This window comes from Bradyrhizobium sp. Arg816 (assembly GCF_029989365.1).
In the GTDB taxonomy this organism is placed as follows: domain Bacteria; phylum Pseudomonadota; class Alphaproteobacteria; order Rhizobiales; family Xanthobacteraceae; genus Bradyrhizobium.
This window is the reverse complement of record NZ_JAPRAQ010000006.1, coordinates 254,717-275,656: the sequence shown is the minus strand read 5'-3', so window position 1 is coordinate 275,656 and position 20,940 is coordinate 254,717. Positions and strand designations below refer to the sequence as shown.

Genomic DNA, 20,940 nt, shown 5'->3' with positions numbered 1-20,940 from the left:
GTGCCAACAAAAGCGATACGAGCCAGCTATGAGAAACACCATCGCCGAGTTCACGCGGGTCGTGGCCGACATCGTCGGTGACTGCGGCGAGATCAATTTCGATAGCTCGCGTCCCGATGGAACACCGCGCAAGCTGCTCGACGTCAGCCGTCTCGACAAGCTCGGCTGGCGTGCCACGACGTCGCTTCACGATGGCTTGAGGCGCGCCTATGCGGCGTATCACGCCTCGCCGGTGGCGGTGCGAGAGTAGGAACCTTCACTGCAAGCAAGAGTTGGCCGGTCGGGCAGGGCGAAAAGCCACATGAGGCCGACCGTGCAAGAAGCCGTGCGCGTGCGCTCCACCGCGCAAATCGCGGGTCATCCAATTCATCCGATGCTGGTGCCGATACCGATCGCGTGCTTCATCGGGGCATTGCTGACCGACATTGCCTATGTCGTCAGCGCAGAGATCATGTGGGCGGATTTCTCCGCCTGGCTCCTGGTGGTCGGCGTCATCTTCGGCGTGCTGGCGGCGATCGCCGGCCTGACTGATTTTCTCGGCAATCGCCTGGTGCGGGCGCAGGCTCCGGCCTGGCCGCATCTGATCGGCAACGCCGTGGCGCTGATCCTGGCGACCGTCAATGTGCTGATCCACACGCGCGATGCGTGGACCTCGGTGTGGCCGACCGGGCTCATTCTTTCGGTGATCACCGTCCTGATCCTGCCGGTCACCGGCTGGCTCGGCTGGGCGATGGTGTACCGCCACGGCGTGGGAGTTGCACGATGACGTCCTTGCTTGTCCGCACATTGCTGTGCTCCTCGCTTCTGTGTCTCGCCGGTTGCGATGACGGCAGCGGTGATCCCAAAGCGCAGATCGGCGCCAATCCAAAGCTACCTGAAATTCAGCAATATCTGCTGCCGCCGATGCACATCGCGCGCATCGTCGGCTGGAAGAAGGACGAGACGCCGACGGTTGCGCAGGGGTTGCAGGCCAAGGCCTTTGCGACGGGCCTGCAGCATCCGCGCTTCCTCTACGTCCTCCCCAACGGCGATGTGCTGGTCGTGGAATCCAAGGCGCCGAAGGGCGCCGCGATCAAGCGACCCAAGGAGATCGTGATGGGCTATGTCGAGTCCTGGGCGACCTCCGGCGGCGATACGGGCCCGAGCAACCGCATCACGTTGCTGCGCGACACCAACGGCGATGGCGTGCCGGACACGCAAAGCGTCTTCCTCGACCATCTCAACTCGCCGTTCGGCGTCGCGCTGGTCGGCAACGACCTCTATGTCGCCAACACCGACGCGATCGTCAAATATCCCTACACGGAGGGCGATACGAAAATCACCGCGCCGGGCACCGTGCTGACGCCGCTACCAGGCGGCCCGATCGACCATCACTGGACCAAGAGCCTGGTCGCGAGCCCCGATGGCTCGAAACTCTTTGTCGGCGTCGGCTCCAACAGCAACATCACCGAGAACGGCATGGAGGCCGAGCACAATCGCGCCAACATTCTCGAAGTCGATCGCGCCAGCGGCCGCTGGCGCATCTTTGCGAGCGGCCTGCGCAATCCGAACGGCCTGAGCTTCGAGCCGCAGACCGGCGCGTTGTGGACGGTGGTGAACGAGCGTGACGAACTCGGTCCCGATCTCGTCCCCGATTACATGACGTCGGTGAAGGACGGCGGCTTCTACGGCTGGCCCTACAGCTATTACGGCCAGCACCTCGATCCCCGCGTCAAGCCGCAGCGGCCCGACCTCGTCGCCAAGGCCATCGTGCCGGACTACGCGCTGAGTTCGCATGTCGCGCCGCTCGGGATGGCTTTCAACACCAGCACGAATCTGCCGGCCACTTACCGCGGCGGCGCCTTCCTCGGCGAGCACGGCAGCTGGAACCGGCAGGTGTTGAACGGCTACAAGGTCGTGTTCGTGCCGTTTGCGGACGGCAAGCCGAGTGGCCCTGCGCAGGACGTCGTCACCGGCTTCCTCAACAATGACAATCAGGCACGCGGCCGTCCCGTCGGTGTCGCCATCGACAAGACCGGCGCACTGCTGGTCGCCGACGACAGCGGCAACACCGTGTGGCGGGTGACGGCAGCCCATCCGCAGCTCACGCAACGCTAGATATCGAGGAGTTGCACCATGGGCCTTGCTCAATACGCGATCGTGCCGGTCGAGGACGAATGGGGCGTGCTGCACGACGGCGACGTCAAAAGCAAATACGCGACCAAGGAAGCCGCGTTCGAATCTGCGGTGGCCGCGGCCTCGCTGGCGCTTCGCCAGGGACATGAGGTTCACGTCAGCGTCCCCGGGCGCGAGCCAGGAGAGACCGCGCTGGGAAGCTAACTTCGGCCAACTTCGTCACTCAGCCGCCTGCGCCCGCGGGCGATCGACGACACGCGCTATTTGCGCGACCCTTCAATCCGCGTGGTTGATTTCCCGTGACGGCATGTCGACCAGGTCCGCGCGCGTGACTGCCGGGCGGAGGCGAGCGCCCGGCGCGAAAATAACATCATGTTAGGTTTATCGCATAACTGGGTAATTGTGTTAGCCCGGCGAAAGCCTATTGTCGCGACCAATCGGATACCCATCGGCAGTGACAAGCGCTCGCGGAAGTCGGCAGAGCGCCCGGAGAATGCTGCCCAATTTCCAGCGAAGCCCGACAACGGGACGTCAAAAAAACCCAGTGGAGGAATTTTGAAATGACCGCGATCCATCACATGAGTCAGTCCAGGAAGGCTGCTGCGAGCGGCTGGATCGGTTCGGCTCTCGAATATTATGACTTCTTCATCTACGCGACCGCCGCGTCGCTGATCTTCCCGCAAATCTTCTTCCCGTCGGAAAATCCCACCGTCGCCATCGTCGCATCGCTGGCGACCTATGGCGTGGGATATGTGGCCCGGCCGATCGGTGCCTTCGTCCTCGGACATTGGGGCGACACCCATGGCCGCAAGACCGTTCTCATCGTCTGCATGTTCCTGATGGGCATCTCGACGATGGCGGTGGGTATCCTGCCGACCTATCAGCAGGTCGGCATCCTGGCGCCGATCCTGCTCGTCATCCTGCGCCTCGTGCAGGGATTTGCCGTCGCCGGTGAAATCTCCGGCGCGAGCTCGATGATCCTGGAGCATGCGCCGTTCGGCCGGCGCGGCTTCTATGCGAGCTTCGCCCTTCAGGGCGTGCAGGCCGGACAGATCCTCGCGGCAGCCGTCTTCCTGCCGCTGGCGGCCTATATGCCGACCGACGCATTCAACAGCTGGGGATGGCGGATTCCATTCCTGCTCAGCTTCTTCGTCATCGTAGCAGGCTACATCATTCGTCGCGAAGTCGACGAGACCCCTGCGTTCGCCCGCGAGGGCGAGCGGGGAGAGACGCCGCGGGCGCCAATCGTCCAGGCCATCAAGCTGAGCTGGCGCGACATGCTCAGGGTCATCTGCATGGCCCTGATGAACGTCATTCCGGTTGTTGCGACCATCTTCGGTGCGGCCTACGCGGTCCAGCCGGCCTATGGCATCGGTTTTGCCAAGGACGTCTATCTGTGGATCCCGGTGCTTGGAAACATGCTGGCCGTGTTCGTCATTCCCTTCGTCGGCAATCTCTCCGACAAGGTCGGCCGCAGGCCTCCGATCATCGTGGGCGCGCTTCTCTCCGGCTTGCTCGCCTTCGGCTATCTCTATGCCATCAGCATCAGGAATGTGCCGCTCGCGATCCTGCTGTCGCTCCTGATGTGGGGTGTGGTCTACCAGGGCTACAACGCCATCTTCCCGAGCTTCTACCCGGAGCTGTTTCCGACCCGCACCCGGGTGTCGGCGATGGCGATCTCGCAGAACATCGGAACGACCATCACCGCGTTGCTTCCGGCCCTGTTTGCGACCGTGGCGCCTCCCGGCTCGGACAATATCCCCTTGACGGTGGGGGCGATCGCCTTCGGTATCACTGTCATCGCGGCGCTGGCAGCCGTCACGGCCCGGGAGACCTATCGGGTCAGTATCGACGATCTCGGCAATCCCAAGGCCGTTCCGATGCCGCGGGCCGACTATGAGCGGCAGCGTGCGGAGGCGGCGAGCGGTGCGGCCGCAATTCCGACCTGAAGGGCACGCAAGGAGCCTGCCGCTGCGATCGATGATGTTTGCAGCGGCAGGGCTTGATGCGTTACGAGATTGCCGATTCGAATTTTGTGCGCGCGAGCGCGATCATCATGAGGTTGCAGGATGAACCCCGTTGTTGTTGCTGTCGCCATCACCGGCTCCGTTCCGCGCAAGAAGGACAATCCCGCGGTGCCGATCTTGCCGTCCGAGCAGATCGAGTCGACGCAGGAGGCCTTCGAGGCCGGCGCCACGCTTGCCCATATCCATGTTCGAAACGATGACGAGACGCCGTCTTCCGACCCCGCGCGTTTCGCGCAGGTGCAGGAGGGGATCAAAAAGCATTGTCCGGGGATGATCGTTCAGTTCTCGACCGGCGGGCGGGGCCGCGATCCGTCGGCGCGGGGATCATCGCTTTATCTGAAGCCGGACATGGCCTCGCTGTCGACAGGGTCGGTGAACTTTCCGACCATCGTCTACGAGAACAGCGCCGCCCTGGTCGACACCCTCGCCACCGGCATGAAGGCGGGTGGCATCCGGCCGGAAATCGAGATCTTCGATCTGTCGCATCTGCATGGCGCCCGTCGCCTGATCGAGGCGGGGCTGATCGACGCGCGCCCGCACGTGCAATTCGTCATGGGCGTCAAGAATGCGATGCCGGCCGACGAGCATGTCCTCGACATCCTCCTCGGAGAGCTGAAGCGGCTGATCCCGACAGCGACGTGGACGGCGGCCGGGATCGGACGGCATCAGGCCGAGGTCATGGGCTGGGCGCTTGCGCGCGGCGCCGACGCGGTTCGTACCGGGCTCGAGGACAATATCAGGATCGACAAGGCGCGCCTCGCCGCCAGCAATGCAGAGCTCGTGACCGTCGCCTGCGAGGCCGTCGCACGCCACGGCCGGCGCGTCGCGACCGCGGCGGAGGCGCGATCCTTGCTCGGGCTCGCGGGGTAGGGGCTACTGCCTCCTGCTGACATGCTCCCGGCCGCCTTCTGCCATTCGGCGGCCGGCGTTCCGCTGCGCTGAGTCTCCGGGTAAGACGGGTGTCACAGGCGTGATCGGCGCCTGCCGGGCAGGCGACGAGTGGAATGCGGTTCTTGAAATCTGACAGCAGGCTCGTTGGGGTCCTGCTGGTGCTTGCAATCACCCAGCTCGTTGGATGGGGCACGATCGGTCTTCCGGCCGTCATCGGCCGCGACCTTGCGGCCGATCTCGGCATGAGCCTGTCGGCGGTGTTCGCGGGCAGCTCGGTCCTTTACGTCACCATGGGGCTGTGCGCGCCCTGGCTCGCCAGGGCGTTTGCACGGCACGGTGCGCGCAAGGTGATGATGGTGGGCACGGTCGTGACCCTGCCGGGCTTCGTCGTCATGTCCTTTGCCCACGAGCCGATGCTCTATTTTATCGGTTGGGTCATTCTCGGCATGGGCGGCAGCGCCACGCTCTCGACCGGCGCCTATATCATGCTCAACGAAGTGGCCGGGCGGGGCGCCAAGAATGCCATCGGCGGGCTCATGCTGGTGACGGGCCTCTCCAGCAGCATCTTCTGGCCGACCACGTCGTTCCTGAGCGGGCATTTCGGCTGGCGCGGGACCTGTCTCGTCTACGCGGCGATGATGCTCCTCATCAACCTTCCGCTCTACGCGTTCCTGGCTCCGCGCCGGAAAATTGCGACTGACGACGGCGGTGGCCCGATCAAGGCCGCGACGCCGCCTGCGATTCCGAGAAGCACCTTCGGTCTCGTCGTCTGCGTGATCACGATGAACGCCTTCGTCAATTTCGGCATCGGCGCCATCATGATCGAATTGCTGCGGGCGGAAGGGCTGGCGCCCGCGCAGGCGCTCGCATTCGGTTCGATGCTGGGCGTGATCCAGGTCAGCGCCCGCGGGCTGGATTTCCTCGGCGGCGGGCGATGGGACGGGATCACGACCGGGCTCGTTGCGGGCACGGCGTTGCCGGTGGCAATGCTGCTGCTGATGACGAGCGAGGGCGCGACCTGGGCGGTTGCGGTCTTCATCCTGCTCTATGGCGCCGGCAGCGGTGCGATGGCGGTGGCGCGGGCGACGATCCCGCTGGTGTTCTACGACCAGGCCGAGTTCGCCAAGGCGATGTCGATGATCGCGCTGCCGCTCAATCTGGCATCCGCGATCTCGCCGCCGCTCCTTGTCGGCCTGCTCACCCAGTTCGGCAGCCGCGGTGCGCTCGGTCTCACCTTTGTCTTCTCCTGCGCCACAGTGCTGATCCTGGTCCTGCTTGGCCGTCGGCGGCCGCAGGCGGCCGCGGTTGCCACGACCTGACAAATATTCGCAGAACGGAAATTCGCCGCCGCGGGCTGCCTCAGCTGCGGGGCAGGGGATGGCCGTATGCCCAGCGTGCAGTGCTCAGCGCCCGAAAATAGTGTATCCGCAGGAAGCGCAGGCCCGCTTCGAGCGCCGCGCCAAGATCCAGTTCCCGGAGGAAATCGACATGTCGGCTCTGCCGCTCTCAGGCATCAAGATCCTTGACCTCACCCGCGTGCTGGCCGGGCCCCTGTCGGCCCAGATGCTGGGCGATCTCGGCGCGGAGGTGATCAAGATCGAGCGGCCGGGCACGGGCGACGACGCGCGCGCCTTCGGCCCGCCTTACCTGACCGATCCCGAGGGCAAGGCCAACAACAACAACTCGTTCTACCTCTGCGCCAACCGCAACAAGAAGTCGGTCACGGTCAACATCGCCAAACCCGAGGGGCAGGCGATCATCCGCGCGCTCGCCAAGGATGTCGACGTCTTCATGGAGAACTACAAGGTCGGCGATCTCAAGCGCTACGGCCTCGACTACGAGACGATCAAGGCGATCAACCCCGGCATCATCTATTGCTCGGTGACCGGCTTCGGCCAGACCGGCCCGTACGCGCCGCGCGCCGGCTATGACGCGATCCTGCAGGCGATGGGCGGCCTGATGAGCGTGACCGGCCATATCGACGGCGAGCCCGGCGAGGGTCCGATGAAGGTCGGCCCGTCGATCGTCGACTACATGACCGGCATGAACACCTCGATCGGGATTCTCTCGGCGCTCTACCATCGCGACGCCAATGACGGGCAGGGACAGCATATCGACGTCTGCCTGTTCGACACCGTCATCGCATCGCTGTCGCACTGGCTCCAGATCTACCTCGTCAACGGCAAGATGCCGCCGCGCCGCGGCACCTGGGGCAATGGCGGCATGCCGGCCGGCGTGTTCCGCTGCACCGACGGCGAGCTGATGCTGGTGGTCGGCAATGACGGCCAGTTCCAGCGCACCTGCGCCGTGCTCGGCGAGCCCGAGCTTGCGAACGACAAGCGCTTCATCAAGAACAACGACCGCGTCGTGCACGGCAAGGAGATCATGGCGATCTTCGCCGGCTTGTTCCTGAAGCAGCCGGTGGCCTATTGGCTCGAAAAGCTGGAGGAGGCCGGCGTGCCGTCGGGGCCGATCAACAATTTCGAGCAGGTGTTTTCCGATCCGCACGTCCAGTCGCGCGGCATGCGGGTGAAGGTCGATCATCCCTTCCAGCCCGATCTCGCGCTGATCCGCAACGCGCTGACCCTCTCGGAGACGCCGATCGAGAATTACCGCGCCCCGCCGCTGCTGGGCGAGCACACCCAGGAGGTGCTCGGCGGCACGCTCGGCTATGATGCCGGCAAGATCGAACAGCTGAAGCAGCAGGGGATCATCTAGCTTCGCTTCCTGATCCTCCCGGCGTGGGCAAGATAGGCTTGCGCACCACTGGTCGCGCATGCGGCAGGGAGCCTGACGGATCTCGGCGCGACCGTTGCGAGCGCCGCCGATGCGCGCGCCATGCTCGGCCTTGCCCGAGGCTTGCGCGCAATCCCCAGATAAACCCGGTCCGTACTCGCACAGGCTTCCGCTTTGCGCCCGACTCTGGTGCGATGCTCCCGACGCAAATCCGGGAGGGAACGAATGTCCTACACGATCGGGTTTCAGGCTAAGGACCAGAAGGCAATTCTGGCGACCGAGGCAGCAACGGCCAATCAGGCCGTCGCCATCATTGCCGCGCTGCGGCAAAGCGCCGACGAGATCAAGTTCATCCGCTCGCCCCAGGAAGGCGAGATGGGTATCGAGATGCTGCTGCTGCTCGCCAAGGAAGAGGCCGAGGAGATCCCGCAGCGGGTGTAGAGCACGATCCGGAAAACTGCGCAGCGGTTTTCCCTCGCGACAAACGCGGAACGCGTTTGCGCGGAGATCATGCTCAAACAAAAAACTAAAGCGCGATCGCATCGCGCTTTAGGCCCCACGGCCACACTTCGAGCTTTAGCGAAGCATGCCGGCTGCAGAATGATGTAGCAAGGCGCCAGTCTCGCTCGAACCGAAGGTGGCCGCCGATGAAACGCGAAGCGCTCCGCGTCGAACCGATTTCGACATTCCTCGACCGCTGGAAGGCGCCGACCTCGCCGGTGACGCGCGCCGGCAACATGATCTTCGTTGCCGGCCTGCCGCCATTCGACCCCGAGACGGGCGAGATCGCGGAAGTACCGATCGAGCGCCAGAGCGAACTCATCATGGAGCAGATGAAGCTCTGCCTTCAGACGGCCGGCGCCTCCCTCGACAACGTCATGAAGTGCAACGTCTACTGCACCTCGACAAAACACTTCGCCGCCTTCAACGCGGTCTATGCGCGCTATTTCCCGATTGATCCGCCGGCGCGCATCTTCGTCTGCACCCCGGAATGGTTCGGCCCCTTCGACGTCGAGATCGACTGCATCGCGATGATGTGAGCGCTAACGCGCTACAACCCGTGACGGCGCCTTCGTCTCGGTCCGCCCCGCCGTCAGCGCCGTCGTCGCGACGCTGACGACGCGCGCGACGACGTCCTCGACGTCGTCGAGATCGCATTTGCCTTCCGACAGCTTCGTCAACCGCTCGCTCTCGCGGATGGTGTGGTGCGCCATGGCCAGCGCGAAGTTCAGGCCCCAATAGATATCGACGTCGCTGCGGTCGGGCAGGGACCGTCGCATGGCGCCGGCGAATTTCCGCAAATGGTCGATCTCGCGGTTCTTGATGCGGCGGATCGGCGGCACGGATTCGATCGAGGCGCGGATCATGAAGCGCGCGGCGGTGGAGCGCTGGTTTTCCGGACCCAGGCAGCCGCGCAAGGTCGGGCCGACGAGGGCGCGCAAGATCACCTCGATTGGCGCGCGACCACCGCCTTGCTCTTCCGCGGCCTTCAATTCGCGCAGGCGTTCGCGGTTGGTGGCGATCGAGCGCGAGACGAACAGCTCTGCGATCAATTCGTCCTTCGAGCCGAAATGATAATTCACCGCCGCGAGGTTGACGTTGGCCTCCGCGACGATGTCGCGCAGCGTCACGTCGCCAAAGCCGCGATCGGCATAGAGCCGTTCGGCGGCGGCGAGAATGGCAGACCTCGTATGATCGCTGGCCATGGATGCCCCTCAGGGAGGGAGTTGCAATTCAAACACTTGTATGAAACTATCGTTTGAAGGCCGGAGAAAGTCAATCCGCAAATCGAGACTCGTTCGCAGCACGCGAACCGGTTCCGAGGCGTCCGCAGGCATTCGTGCTTGCGGGCAGCGTGCGGCGGGAGGACAGTCCGGCGCAAAACAGCTTTGCAAAGAGAGACCTAGGAGCGTCCCATGGATTTCGATCTGTCCCCCAAGCAGAAGGAATGGCTCGACCGCGTGCAGTCGTTCATGACCAAGCACGTGCGTCCGGCGGTGCCGATCTATAACGAGCAGGATCACAGCGGCGAGCGCTGGAAGGTCATCCCGGTTCTGGAGGACCTCAAGAAGAAGGCGAAGGCCGAAGGCCTCTGGAACATGTTCATGCCGCCGAACGAGCATGAGGACGACGAATTCCGTGGCGCGGGATTGACCAATCTCGAATACGCGCTGCTGTCGGAGCAGATGGGCCACATCTCCTGGGCTTCGGAAGTGTTCAATTGCTCGGCGCCCGACACCGGCAACATGGAAGTGTTCATGCGCTACGGCTCCAAGGAGCAGAAGCGTAAATGGCTGCGTCCGCTGATGGACGGCGAGATCCGCTCGGCGTTCCTGATGACGGAACCGGCGGTCGCTTCGTCCGACGCCACCAACATCGAGACCCGCATCGAGAAGGATGGCGATCACTACGTCATCAACGGCCGCAAATGGTGGTCGTCCGGCGTCGGCGATCCCCGCTGCAAGATCGCGATCCTGATGGGCAAGACCGATTTCAAGGCGGCCAAGCACCAGCAGCAGTCGCAGATCCTGGTTCCGCTCGACACATCAGGCATCAAGGTCGAGAAGATGCTGCCGGTGTTCGGCTTCGACGATGCGCCGCACGGCCACGCCCAGGTGCTGCTCGAGAACGTGCGCGTGCCCAAGGAGAACATCCTGCTGGGCGAAGGCCGCGGCTTCGAGATCGCGCAGGGCCGCCTCGGTCCCGGCCGTATCCACCACTGCATGCGCACCATCGGCAAGGCCGAGGAGGCGCTGGAGAAGATGGTGAAGCGTCTGATGTCGCGCACCGCCTTCGGCAAGAAGATCGTCGAGCACAGCGTGTGGGAGCAGCGCATTGGCGAAGCCCGCACCAACATCGAGATGACGCGTCTGCTCTGCCTCAAGGCCGCCGACATGATGGACAAGGTCGGCAACAAGACCGCGCAGGCCGAGATCGCCATGATCAAGGTTGCAGCACCCAACATGGCGCTGAAGATCATCGACGAGGCGATCCAGGCCTTTGGTGGCGCAGGCGTTTCGGACGAAGCGGGTCTTGCCAAGGACTACGCCGGCATCCGCACGCTGCGGCTCGCCGACGGTCCGGACGAGGTGCACAATCGCGCCATTGCCAGGCTCGAAGTTCGGAAGTATGCCAACTCTCCCAAGCATTAAGAGGGAGAGCCCTGCGGCGCTCCCGACTTGAAAAAGACGACAGGGCTGATCCGCATTCGGTGACCGCTTGACGCAAGTGCGTCAGCGGTTACCGATTAGGATCATGTTCGGACTGAAGAGGGAGCGTCATCGTGGCTGACGGCGTCAGGAAAGACGAAGAGTTCTCGGGCACCAAGCCGGTCGAGGAGCGTCATCGCTTCGACGAGATGCGGCTCGAGGCCTGGATGCGCGACAACGTCGAAGGCTATGAAGGCCCGCTGGTCGTCCTCCAGTTCAAGGGCGGCCAGTCCAATCCGACCTACCGGCTCAACACGCCGAACCGCTCTTACGTGATGCGTCGCAAGCCGTTCGGCAAATTGCTGCCGTCGGCGCACGCGGTCGATCGCGAATATCGCGTCATCGCAGCCCTCGGAAAGCAGGGTTTTCCGGTCGCGCGGGCTTATGCGCTGTGCCAGGACGACAGCATCATCGGCGCCGCCTTCTACATCATGTCGATGGAGGACGGCCGGGTGTTCTGGGATCCGACGCTGCCGAGCCAGACGCCGGAAGATCGCCGAAAAATCTTCACCAGCAAAATCGAAACGCTGGCAAAACTCCACATGTTCGATCCCGTCGCGATCGGCCTCGGCGAGTTCGGCAAGCCCGGCAATTATTTCGCGCGTCAGATCGACCGCTGGACCAAGCAGTATCGGGCGTCCGAGACCCAGCACATTCCGGAGTTCGAGAAGGTCGCCGAATGGCTGCCCAAAACCGTGCCGGAGCAGGCGCGCGTCTCGATCGTCCACGGCGACTATCGCCTCGACAACATGATTTTCCACGCGACGGAACCACGCGTGCAGGCCGTGCTCGATTGGGAGCTGTCGACGCTCGGCGATCCCATGGCCGACTTCACCTATCTCCTGATGCAGTGGATCATGCCGGGCCTGGAGGGCGCCGACCTCGAGGCGCTCAACATCCCGAGCGTCGACGAGGCCGCGCAGATCTATTGCAACGTCACCAAGATGACGGTGCCCGATCTCAACTGGTATTTTGCCTACAACCTGTTCCGCCTCGCCGGCATCACCCAAGGCATCGCCGGCCGCGTCCGCGACGGCACCGCCGCCAATGCCAAGGCGCTGGAGTCAGCCAAGCGCACCGTGCCGCTGTCGAAGGCGTCATGGGAATACGCGCAGAAGGCGGGCGCGGTTTAGGGACGACGAAGGCGCGGCCGATGGCCGCGCCCTTTTTCGTTGTGGTCCTCGCTGCTCGCACACACTCCGCGTCATTGCCCGCGAAAGCGGGCAATCCAGTATTCCAGAGGCAGTGCGATGATACGGAGAAGCCGCGGCGTACTGGATGCCCCGCCTTCGCGGGGCATGACAGCGATGTTGGACTGACCCTAGCGCGAAAAGAGCCCGCCACATGATCGATCACGCCACCCTCATCGCCTATATCCTCATCGTGCTCGGTTTTGTCTTCATTCCGGGCCCCGCGACGCTGCTCACCATGGCACGGGCCGTCAGCTCGGGAACGAAGGTCGGCATCGCGACCGGCGCTGGGATTGCGGCCGGTGACTTGATCCACACTTCGATGGCGATCGTTGGCCTCTCGGCGATCATCGCGACCTCTGCGCTGCTGTTCAGCATCGTCAAATATGCGGGTGCAGCGTTCCTGATCTATCTCGGCATTCGCGCGATGCTCGACAAGGCGCCGATCGAGCTGAACGGCGGCGCGCCCGCGATCGGCGCGGGTCGCGCTTTCCGGCAGGCCGTATTGACCGAAGTGCTCAATCCCAAGACCGCGCTGTTCTTTCTCGCCTTCCTGCCGCAATTCGTGAGGCCGGAGCACGGTTCGATCGCACTTCAGCTTGCGATCCTCGGCATCGTCTTCGTGCTGCTTGGCCTGCTCAGCACCGTGGTATTCGCCGTCGGGGCCGGTCGCCTCGGCACCCTGCTGCGCCGCCATCCAGCCGTCGTGAAGTGGCAGGGCAAAGTGGTCGGGACCATCTATTGCGCCGTTGGTGTGCGGCTGGCCTTGCAGGAGCGATGAGGCGCGGTGAGCTCCCGTAGCCCGGATGAGCGAAGCGATATCCGGGGCAGGTGGTCCCGCCAGTCGCTTCGCTCATGCGGGTTACGCACTGCTCCCACGCACTCCCGTCATTGCGAGGAGCTCTTGCGACGAAGCAATCCAGACCGCCCCGGCGGAACGATTCTGGATTGCTTCGCTTCGCTCGCAACGACGAGGAGAAGCCTTACCCCTTCGCGCAATGCGCGATCAGCCTTTCGACAAACCCCGCGCACTTCTCCAGCTCCGCCATCTCCACGAACTCATCCGGCGTGTGTGCCTGCGCGATCGCGCCGGGCCCGATCACGACCGAGGGGATGTCGGCCATGCTGGCGAAAAGGCTCGCCTCGGTGCCGAAAGCGACCTTGGCGTGGTCGTTGCGACCCGCAAGGCTCTTGGCGAGCGTGACGATCGCGGCATCGGCGTCGGTGTCGAGCGCGGGATAATCGAGGATCTCCTCGAAATCGATGCCGCACTCCGGGTGCCTCGCCTTCATCGCGGGCTCGATCTCGGCCTTGGCCCAGGCGACGATCGCATCGGTCACCTCCCTGGACTCGGTGATGCCGATGCCGCGACATTCGAAATCCACCGTGCAGGTGTCAGGCACGATGTTCAGCGCGGCGCCGCCATGCACGATGCTGGTGAGCAGCGTCGAATGCGGAACGTCGTAGAGGCTGTCGCTTGATCGCGCGGCCGCAAGCTTCACGGCACGGCGGCGGATTTCGGTGATCAGCTCGGCCGCGTATTCGATCGCGTTGACGCCGTCGGGCGCGATCGAGGAGTGGCGGGCGAGCCCCCTGAACGTCGCGCGCACGCCGTGCTTGCCCTTATGGCCGATGATGACCTTCATCTCGGTCGGCTCGCCGATGAAGGCGCCGAGCGGTTTTATCCGTTTCTTCGCGACCTCGCGCAACATCGGCCGCACGCCGACGCAGCCGATCTCCTCGTCATAGGAGATGGCGAGATGGATCGGCGTCGTCAGCTTCGCCTCCAGCATCTCCGGCACCATGGCGAGGCACACCGCGACAAAACCCTTCATATCGGTGGTGCCGCGGCCGTAGAGCTTGCCGTCGCGCTCGACCAGCTTGAACGGGTCGTGGCTCCAGTCCTGGCCCACGACTGGCACGACGTCGGTGTGTCCCGATAGCACGAGGCCTGGCCGGTCCTCCGGTCCGATCGTGACCCAGAGCGAGGCCTTCTGCCCGGTCTCGTCGGTGATGCGCTCACCCTTGACGCCGAGGAAAGCGAGATAGCTCTCGATATGGGCGATCAAGGGCAGATTGGTGCGGTCGCTGACGGTATCGAAGCCGACGAGGTCGGCGAGGAGGTTGCGAATGCGATCGGGTCGTGAACTCGGGAAAATCGGGTTGGGCATTGTCTCGTTCATGAGATGGAGGATGGCTTCGTCGCTTGCACGAAACATACCAACGGAGTGGCGGTTCGGGCAAATCGCGATCGCCAAGGGTGCTTTCGCCGAACCTCAGCCGAGCGCGGAGAGATCTTTCGGCAGCATTCGCTTGAACAGGTCGAGCGTACGCCGCGCCTCCGCCGGCGGCAAGGCGATGACGTGACGAACCGCGGCTGCGATCTGGATCATCGCCAGTTGCGAAAAGGAGGTGAGGGCGGCCGCGGGCTGTTTCGGCGCGACACGCTTGAGTGCCTCGCGCAGGAGGCCGGCGAGAAAGGCCACATCCTCCTCGTCGATCTTCTGCAGGCTTCGGTCGGCCTGCGTGGCTTGCCAGATGTGATGCATCACGGGATGCTCGCGGAACATCTGGTCATAGCCGTCGGTGATGCGGCACAGCGCAGCATGCAGGTCGGATAGCTTCTTCATCTCGGCGAGGTCGCGCTGGACGCATTCGCGGCCGATGACATTGCAGCGCTCGGCGAGCGTCCCGATCACCGTGCTCTTGTCCGGAAAATATTGATAGAGCGAGCCGAAGGCGATGCCGGTGCGCTCGACGATGTCGCTCATCCGGAACGCGTCGCTGCCTTTCTCGGTGAGGATCTCGGCCGCGGCCGTCAGGATGCGGTCGAAGCGTTCCCGGCTTCGCTCCTGCGTCGGCACCAGCGGCGTGCGTCGCGCGGCCGCGTGCGTCGTCTTGTCCGTCCTGTTTTTCCGTTCCGGCATCCCGATTCCCGCCATCCGCGCTTGACGTTATAAATAAGAGAGTTTATCGCATTTATCAAATGCGAGAGGTTATCGTATTTGAGGGAGCTGCGGCATGCGGCAGGGTTTCACGACCGGACTGCTCTGGTTTTCGGCGATCGGCTGCGGCCTCATGGCCGGAATCTATTTCACCTTCTCGACCTTCATCATGGCCGCGCTCGGCCGGCTCGACCAGGCGGCCGGCATCGCCGTGATGAACGCGATCAATGTCGACATCGTGCGCTCGCTGTTCATGCCGCTGTTTCTCGGCACGACGGTAGCAGGTGCGGCGCTGGTGGTGATGGGGACGTTGCGCGTCAGCGAGCCGGGGGCAGTGAGCATGATCGCCGGCGGCGGCCTCTACGTCATCGGCATGTTCGTGGTGACGATGGTGTTCAACGTCCCGATGAACAACGCGCTCGCCGCGTTGCAGCCGTCTGCGCCGGAGGCAGGCGCGGTGTGGGCGGCGTATCTGAAGGACTGGACGTTCTGGAACCACGTGCGGACGGTTGCGTCGGTGGTGGGGTGTGCGCTCTTTGTTGCTGCGCTTGCTTCGTAGGCCAAATCGGCTTCGTAGCCCGGATGGAGCGAAGCGAAATCCGGGGCCGCTGTGTCCGGGGGCGCAAACCCCGGATTACGCTTCGCTCCATCCGGGCTACAAGATCTCTGGGCTACAACACCTTGCGTTGCCCGTCGGGCAAAACACCCAAAACTATCGGTCAATCGGCACCCGCAAAAATATTCTACTTTACCGAAATTCGGAGTTGGCGGATATTGCGCGCAACCCGGCCCAAGGAAGAGGGGCGTATCGCGATCGTCACGAACGCGGGCCGGGCGGCGGTGGACGTGGGCCACATCGGTGCGAAGGTGATTGCAGGGCGGAGAGCCGTGAGCGATGACGTCGCACGCACGACCGGTGTAGCTCGCGTACGGCCAAATCGTGTCGTCCTGACGTCCGGGGTCTGTGCGTCAAGTCTTGCGGTGATGTGGGCTGCCCGACCGGGCGCGCACATCAGTCATCCGCGAGGCGACGGGGGCAATAGTGCATCGCTCCCCGGGGAGAGCGCGACATAAGCCGTTCCAACCACTGCGCAGGGAAGGCCGGGATGCTCCGGTTGCCCTGTTACCCGCTGTGCATTGTAGCGCAATCTGCTCTTGGCATGGCGGTCCATGGGAGCCAACCGTCTCCCGGTCTTCCCTGCGCCCTCTTTCATGAGGGGGTGAGGCGACGAAGCAAAGCTCGGGCGAAACGCGCCGCGAGGATGCAAGCCCATGTCAGCCATTCAACAACGGTCTCGTGCCCCGGACGCATCGCAGCACGAAGTGATGCGCTGCAGAGCCGGGGCCCATGTATCAGCGAGTGCGCGGTCTGCTGGGTCCCGGCGCTGCGCAGCAACGCCAAGAGGCATTGCAGCGCGTCCGGGACGCGAGAGAGCGCGGATGTCAGACCGGCTTGCCCGTATACGGCATCGACGCCGTCAAACCACCGTCCACCGGGAACGCCTGGCCGTTCACATACGACGCCTCGTCGCTGGCCAGGAACAGCCCCATCGCCGCGAGCTCGTGCGGCTGGCCGGGGCGCTTCAGCGGATTGAGCTGGCCGATCTTGTCCTGGGTGCCGCGCTCCTTGGCGCGGTCGAAGATCGGTTTGGTCATGCCGGTCTCGATCAGGCCCGGACACACCGCGTTGATGCGCACGCCGGTGCCGGTCAGCGAATACGCCGTGGTCTGGACCAGGCTGATCACGCCGGCCTTGCTCGCCGCATAAGGATGTCCGCTGGCGCCGGCCTTGAGGCCCGCGACGGACGCCGTGAGCACGATCGCGCCGGACTGCTGCTTCACCATGTGCGGCATCGCATGTTTCACCGCGAGGAACGGGCCGATCAGGTTGATGCGCAAGACCTCCTGCCACTGTTCCACGGTCTGCTCGCCGAGCGGCACGAGCCCGCCGGAGACACCGGCGTTGGCCCAGATCACGTCGAGCCGGCCGTGCGTCTTCACCGCCTTGTCGATGACGGCCATGACGTCCTTTTCGGAGCCCGCGTCCGCGATCATAGCTTCCGCGACACCGCCGGCCTTCTTCACCTCCTCGACGGTCTCCTTCACCGCCTCGGTGCGGTCGACCGCTATCAGCTTGGCGCCTTCCCTGGTGAAGAGGAGTGCGGCGGCGCGGCCGATGCCGCTGCCGGCGCCGGTGATGATGACGGATTTGCCTTGCAGACGGCCCATGCGTTTCTCCCTTTGGTATGCTGCGCGACGCTTGCCGCGCGACGGAATTTCAAACAGAATTTGAAACAGTAAAGTGTCTTGAGACACGTTCACACCTGACGTACAGCGACATCAAACGGGATGGAAGGGTTTCGATGGCAGCCGCAGAAAAGCCCAATGTGGTCACGACACGGTGGTGGTGGGTCCGTCACGCGCCGGTGCGCAACGATGGCGGCAACATTTACGGCCAGAGCGATCTCGCCTGCGACACCAGCGACACCTACGTCTTCAATGCTGTTGCCAAGGTGCTGCCACGCAAGGCGGTCTGGTATTCGAGCAATCTGATGCGCACCCACCAGACCGCGGAAGCGATCTGGGCGGCCGGTTACCCGAAGCCTGCGTCGATGAAATGGGAAGCGGATCTCGCCGAACAGAATCTCGGTCGCTGGCAGGGCATGAACCGCGCCCAGTTCGTCGCGAGCCGCCCCGTCGGATCGAGCTGGTTCGCCGACATCAACGAGCCCGCGCCCGGCGGCGAAAGTTTTATGGATCTCTACAACCGCACGCGCCGTACCGTTGAGCGGATCAACAACGAGGCGGCCGGGCAGGACGTGATCGCGGTCGCGCATGGCGGCACCATCAAGGCGGCGATCGGCCTCGCGCTCGACGGCCAGGTGGAGCGGGCGCTGTCGTTCGACATCGACAATGTGTCGATCACGCGGCTCGATTATTTCTCGAGCCCGGAGCGCTCGGTCTGGCGTTTGCCGATGGTCAACCAGCAGCCGTGGATCGCGGATGACGCGCACGCCGAGATGCATCAGTTGGCGGGGCCGGAAGTCAAGAAGCTCGCCTGACGCCATTGTCCGCTCGTGCGGTCGCGGCGTAAGCTTCAAGCCAATCAAAACGCACTCTGGGAGAGAAACATGACCTTGTTCGACATGAAGGGGAAAGTCGCCGTCATCACGGGATCGACGCGCGGCATCGGGCTTGCGATCGCCGAGCGCATGGCCGAGCACGGCGCCAAGGTCGTGATCTCCTCGCGCAAGGCCGACGTCTGCGATGAGGTTGCGAAGGGCATCAACGACAAGTTCGGCAAGGGCACGGCGGTTGCGATCGCCGCCAACATCTCGTCGAAGGAAAATCTGCAAAACCTCATCGACGAGAGCAACCGCGCCTTCGGCAAGATCGACGTGCTGGTCTGCAACGCCGCGTCGAACCCGTATTACGGTCCGCTCGCCGGCATCTCCGACGATCAGTTCAGGAAGATTCTCGACAACAACATCGTCGCCAACAACTGGCTGATCTCGATGGTGGTGCCGCAGATGATCGAGCGCAAGGACGGCTCGATCATCATCGTCTCCTCGATCGGCGGCCTCAAAGGCTCGACCATCCTCGGCGCCTACGCGATTTCCAAGGCCGCCGACATGCAGCTCGCGCGCAACCTCGCCTGCGAGTACGGCAAGCACAACATCCGCGTGAACTGCATCGCGCCCGGCCTGATCAAGACCGATTTTGCCAAGGCACTGTGGGACAATCCAGAGAATTTGAAGGCCTCGACCTCGCGCTCGCCGCTGCTCCGCATCGGCATCCCCGACGAGATCGCCGGCGCCGCCGTGTTCCTGGGATCGAAGGCCGGCGACTTCATGACCGGCCAGACCATGGTGATCGACGGCGGCGCGACGATCAGTTGATGCGCTTGCAGGAAGGGGCAAGCAGCCCACCCCAACATTGGTGTCATCGCCCGCGAAGGCGGGCGATCCAGTATTCCAGAGACCGGCAATAGAGTGCTCGCTCTCGCAACATCCGCCGCGGCGTACTGGATGCCCCGGTCAAGCCGGGGCATGACAGCGATTGTGGAGTTGCGGCGTCGCGACTAACTAGCTTAACCGCCGCTACCTCAATCCACCGCCGCGTAAACCAGATCCCGCACCAGCGTCCGCGTGTGGTCGCGCTGCCCCGGGCCCTGCGACATAAACACGACGAACAAATCCTCCTTCGGGTCGATCCAGAAGAACGTCCCGGCAATGCCGCTCCAGAAATACTGGCCGACGCTGCCGGGGAACGGCGCGATGCCGGCCTCGCGGCGCACGGCGAAGCCGAGGCCGAAGCCGTGGCCCGGCGACAGCAATGTGCCGTTGGTCACGACGTGCGGCCCGAGGTGATCGGATGCCATCAGCTCCAGCGTCTTGCGACCGATGATCCTGTTGCCGTCGAGCGTGCCGCCGTTGCGCAGCATCAGCGCGAAGCGGGCATAGTCTGTCGTGGTCGAGACCAGGCCGCCGCCGCCGGACTCCATCACCGGCTGCTCGAGCATGTTGAACAGCGCGACCTTGTCGCCGGTCCAGGGATCGGCTTCGAACGGCTGAGCGAGCCTGTTGGCATTGGCTTCGCTGGTGGAGAAGGCGGTTTCAGTCATCTGCAACGGCGCGAGGATGCGCCCGGTGAGGAACGCGCCGAGCGATTTGCCGCTGACGACCTCAATGATACGGCCGAGGATGTCAGTGGAGCGGCTGTAGTTGAACTCGTCGCCGGGGTGGCAGAGAAGCGGGAAGCTCGCCACCAGCGCGGCATGCTCGGCATTGGTGATCTTGCGGCTGCGGACGCGGGACTCCTGGTAGAGCTTGTGCACGGGGCTGTCGCCCTGGTGCTCATAAGTTAGACCAGAGGTGTGGCGGAGCAGGTCCTGCACCGTCATCGGCCGCTTCGGCGGAACCAGTTCCAGCTTGTCGCCGCTGACGACGCCGACCTTCTGGTCCGCGAACTCCGGAATGAACTTGGCGACGGGGTCGGCGAGCAGCAAATGGCCATCCTCGACCAGCGCCATGATGCCGACCGACACGATCGGCTTGGTCATCGAGAAGATCCGGAAGATCGAATCAAGCGCCATCGGCGCAGGTCCGGCCGGGCTCTGCTTGCCGAGCGCCTCGAACCAGCCGACCTGGCCGCGCCGGGCCACCAGCACGGTCACCCCGGGAATGGTTCCCTTGTCGATCTCGCGCTTGAAGGCATCCGACATCGCCTGGAGGCGAGGGCGCGACAGACCCAGCGTTTCCGGCCTTGCCTCGGGCAAAGGCGGGGTTTTCGGCGCGGTGGCGGCTTGGGCGGCGGCTGTGGCAGTCATGGGCACTCCCGGTTGCTCTTTATTATCGGGAGTGAACTGTTGCCCAGATGGCGCGGCTTAAACAAGCGAGGCCAGCGCGCTTCACCCTTGCAATCCGTCCTTGCAATCCGGCCGTCCCCTGTGCTTGAAAGCGGCCCTGATCCGCGGCGACGCAGGGTCCGTAGGAGTGTAGCTCAATTGGTAGAGCACCGGTCTCCAAAACCGGGGGTCGCAGGTTCGAGCCCTGCCACTCCTGCCAGCTAATCCCAGACAATCAGGATCGACAGGCAGGACGGCGTCGGGCCGACAAGCTCGGACCGTGGATCATGCGGGCCGGGTAAGCCCTTGATCCGGATCGGGTCCGCTGGCCTCGGCCGCGCGTGTCCCGGGCAGCCCACACCTTGACCTTTGGCCCCATCCGCAGTATCTACCCCGCACTCGCAGCCGGCCCGTTAAACGCGGATTTCCGGCGCGGCTTTAAATCCCCGAACAATCGAGCCCGGTTTCCCGGCTCATCCT

The 20,940-nt window shown here is 64.0% G+C and carries 20 protein-coding genes, 1 tRNA gene and 1 pseudogene; 17 read left to right on the top strand and 5 right to left on the bottom strand.

Annotated features, from left to right (window positions below; translation table 11 throughout):
- Window positions 1-37: 37 nt before the first annotated feature.
- The 10 genes and pseudogenes from OWC48_RS17555 to OWC48_RS17510 all read left to right on the top strand — a co-directional run.
- Window positions 38-250: pseudogene (locus tag OWC48_RS17555) on the top strand (GDP-L-fucose synthase); the annotation flags it as partial.
- A 51-nt stretch (window positions 251-301) separates the two neighbouring features.
- Window positions 302-766: a DUF2231 domain-containing protein gene (locus tag OWC48_RS17550; protein ID WP_282521089.1), complete on the top strand. Its 465-nt coding sequence runs from the start codon at window positions 302-304 to the stop codon at window positions 764-766.
- On the top strand, window positions 763-2,097 hold the full coding sequence (locus OWC48_RS17545; RefSeq protein ID WP_282521088.1) for a sorbosone dehydrogenase family protein: 1,335 nt from the start codon (window positions 763-765) through the stop codon (window positions 2,095-2,097). The genes OWC48_RS17550 and OWC48_RS17545 overlap by 4 nt, the downstream gene beginning before the upstream one ends.
- A gap of 18 nt (window positions 2,098-2,115) precedes the next feature.
- Complete coding sequence (locus tag OWC48_RS17540; protein WP_282521087.1) at window positions 2,116-2,319, top strand: hypothetical protein; 204 nt, start codon at window positions 2,116-2,118, stop codon at window positions 2,317-2,319.
- Window positions 2,320-2,675: 356 nt separating this feature from the next.
- On the top strand, window positions 2,676-4,064 hold the full coding sequence (locus OWC48_RS17535; protein WP_282521086.1) for an MFS transporter: 1,389 nt from the start codon (window positions 2,676-2,678) through the stop codon (window positions 4,062-4,064).
- A 120-nt stretch (window positions 4,065-4,184) separates the two neighbouring features.
- On the top strand, window positions 4,185-5,012 hold the full coding sequence (locus tag OWC48_RS17530) for a 3-keto-5-aminohexanoate cleavage protein (protein WP_282521085.1): 828 nt from the start codon (window positions 4,185-4,187) through the stop codon (window positions 5,010-5,012).
- Window positions 5,013-5,146: 134 nt separating this feature from the next.
- The gene (locus OWC48_RS17525) at window positions 5,147-6,352 is read left to right on the top strand and encodes an MFS transporter (RefSeq protein ID WP_282521084.1); all 1,206 of its coding nucleotides are present in this window, start codon (window positions 5,147-5,149) and stop codon (window positions 6,350-6,352) included.
- Between the two features lie 169 nt (window positions 6,353-6,521).
- Window positions 6,522-7,751, top strand: coding sequence for a CaiB/BaiF CoA-transferase family protein (locus OWC48_RS17520; RefSeq protein WP_282521083.1), 1,230 nt, complete (start codon window positions 6,522-6,524; stop codon window positions 7,749-7,751).
- Window positions 7,752-7,994: 243 nt separating this feature from the next.
- On the top strand, window positions 7,995-8,210 hold the full coding sequence (locus tag OWC48_RS17515; RefSeq protein ID WP_282521082.1) for a hypothetical protein: 216 nt from the start codon (window positions 7,995-7,997) through the stop codon (window positions 8,208-8,210).
- A 206-nt stretch (window positions 8,211-8,416) separates the two neighbouring features.
- On the top strand, window positions 8,417-8,809 hold the full coding sequence (locus tag OWC48_RS17510) for a RidA family protein (protein WP_028154863.1): 393 nt from the start codon (window positions 8,417-8,419) through the stop codon (window positions 8,807-8,809).
- Window positions 8,810-8,812: 3 nt separating this feature from the next.
- Here OWC48_RS17510 and OWC48_RS17505 read toward each other — a convergent pair whose 3' ends face one another.
- Complete coding sequence (locus tag OWC48_RS17505) at window positions 8,813-9,475, bottom strand: TetR/AcrR family transcriptional regulator (protein WP_282521081.1); 663 nt, start codon at window positions 9,473-9,475, stop codon at window positions 8,813-8,815.
- Window positions 9,476-9,685: 210 nt separating this feature from the next.
- On the opposite strand from OWC48_RS17505, the gene OWC48_RS17500 reads away from it, so the two are divergent.
- From OWC48_RS17500 to OWC48_RS17490, 3 genes are all read left to right on the top strand, one after another.
- On the top strand, window positions 9,686-10,921 hold the full coding sequence (locus OWC48_RS17500; protein ID WP_282521080.1) for an acyl-CoA dehydrogenase family protein: 1,236 nt from the start codon (window positions 9,686-9,688) through the stop codon (window positions 10,919-10,921).
- Window positions 10,922-11,052: 131 nt separating this feature from the next.
- A complete protein-coding gene (locus OWC48_RS17495) occupies window positions 11,053-12,111 on the top strand; it encodes a phosphotransferase family protein (protein WP_282521079.1) in 1,059 nt (352 codons plus the stop codon).
- Window positions 12,112-12,322: 211 nt separating this feature from the next.
- Entirely contained in the window at window positions 12,323-12,949 is a 627-nt protein-coding gene (locus OWC48_RS17490; RefSeq protein ID WP_282521078.1) for a LysE family translocator, read from the top strand.
- Between the two features lie 202 nt (window positions 12,950-13,151).
- Here OWC48_RS17490 and argE read toward each other — a convergent pair whose 3' ends face one another.
- Together argE and OWC48_RS17480 are read right to left on the bottom strand one after the other, a co-directional pair.
- Window positions 13,152-14,339 carry an acetylornithine deacetylase gene (gene argE / locus OWC48_RS17485; RefSeq protein WP_282521077.1) on the bottom strand — a complete coding sequence of 396 codons (1,188 nt, stop codon included), beginning with the start codon at window positions 14,337-14,339 and terminating at the stop codon, window positions 13,152-13,154.
- Between the two features lie 105 nt (window positions 14,340-14,444).
- Window positions 14,445-15,095: a TetR/AcrR family transcriptional regulator gene (locus OWC48_RS17480; protein ID WP_282521076.1), complete on the bottom strand. Its 651-nt coding sequence runs from the start codon at window positions 15,093-15,095 to the stop codon at window positions 14,445-14,447.
- A gap of 94 nt (window positions 15,096-15,189) precedes the next feature.
- Here OWC48_RS17480 and OWC48_RS17475 point away from each other — a divergent pair, with 94 nt between their 5' ends.
- Window positions 15,190-15,672, top strand: coding sequence for a DUF1772 domain-containing protein (locus tag OWC48_RS17475; protein WP_282521075.1), 483 nt, complete (start codon window positions 15,190-15,192; stop codon window positions 15,670-15,672).
- 884 nt (window positions 15,673-16,556) lie between these two features.
- Here the strand turns inward: OWC48_RS17475 and OWC48_RS17470 are convergent.
- A complete protein-coding gene (locus OWC48_RS17470; protein ID WP_282521074.1) occupies window positions 16,557-17,342 on the bottom strand; it encodes an SDR family NAD(P)-dependent oxidoreductase in 786 nt (261 codons plus the stop codon).
- A gap of 134 nt (window positions 17,343-17,476) precedes the next feature.
- Between OWC48_RS17470 and OWC48_RS17465 the strand changes: the two genes are divergently transcribed.
- Together OWC48_RS17465 and OWC48_RS17460 are read left to right on the top strand one after the other, a co-directional pair.
- Entirely contained in the window at window positions 17,477-18,175 is a 699-nt protein-coding gene (locus tag OWC48_RS17465) for a histidine phosphatase family protein (protein WP_282521073.1), read from the top strand.
- Window positions 18,176-18,244: 69 nt separating this feature from the next.
- The gene (locus OWC48_RS17460; protein ID WP_282521072.1) at window positions 18,245-19,012 is read left to right on the top strand and encodes an SDR family NAD(P)-dependent oxidoreductase; all 768 of its coding nucleotides are present in this window, start codon (window positions 18,245-18,247) and stop codon (window positions 19,010-19,012) included.
- Between the two features lie 206 nt (window positions 19,013-19,218).
- On the opposite strand, the gene OWC48_RS17455 is transcribed toward OWC48_RS17460, so the two are convergent.
- Complete coding sequence (locus OWC48_RS17455; protein ID WP_282521071.1) at window positions 19,219-20,442, bottom strand: serine hydrolase; 1,224 nt, start codon at window positions 20,440-20,442, stop codon at window positions 19,219-19,221.
- Window positions 20,443-20,604: 162 nt separating this feature from the next.
- Between OWC48_RS17455 and OWC48_RS17450 the strand changes: the two genes are divergently transcribed.
- Window positions 20,605-20,680, top strand: a tRNA-Trp gene (locus tag OWC48_RS17450).
- The last annotated feature ends 260 nt before the right edge of the window (window positions 20,681-20,940 follow it).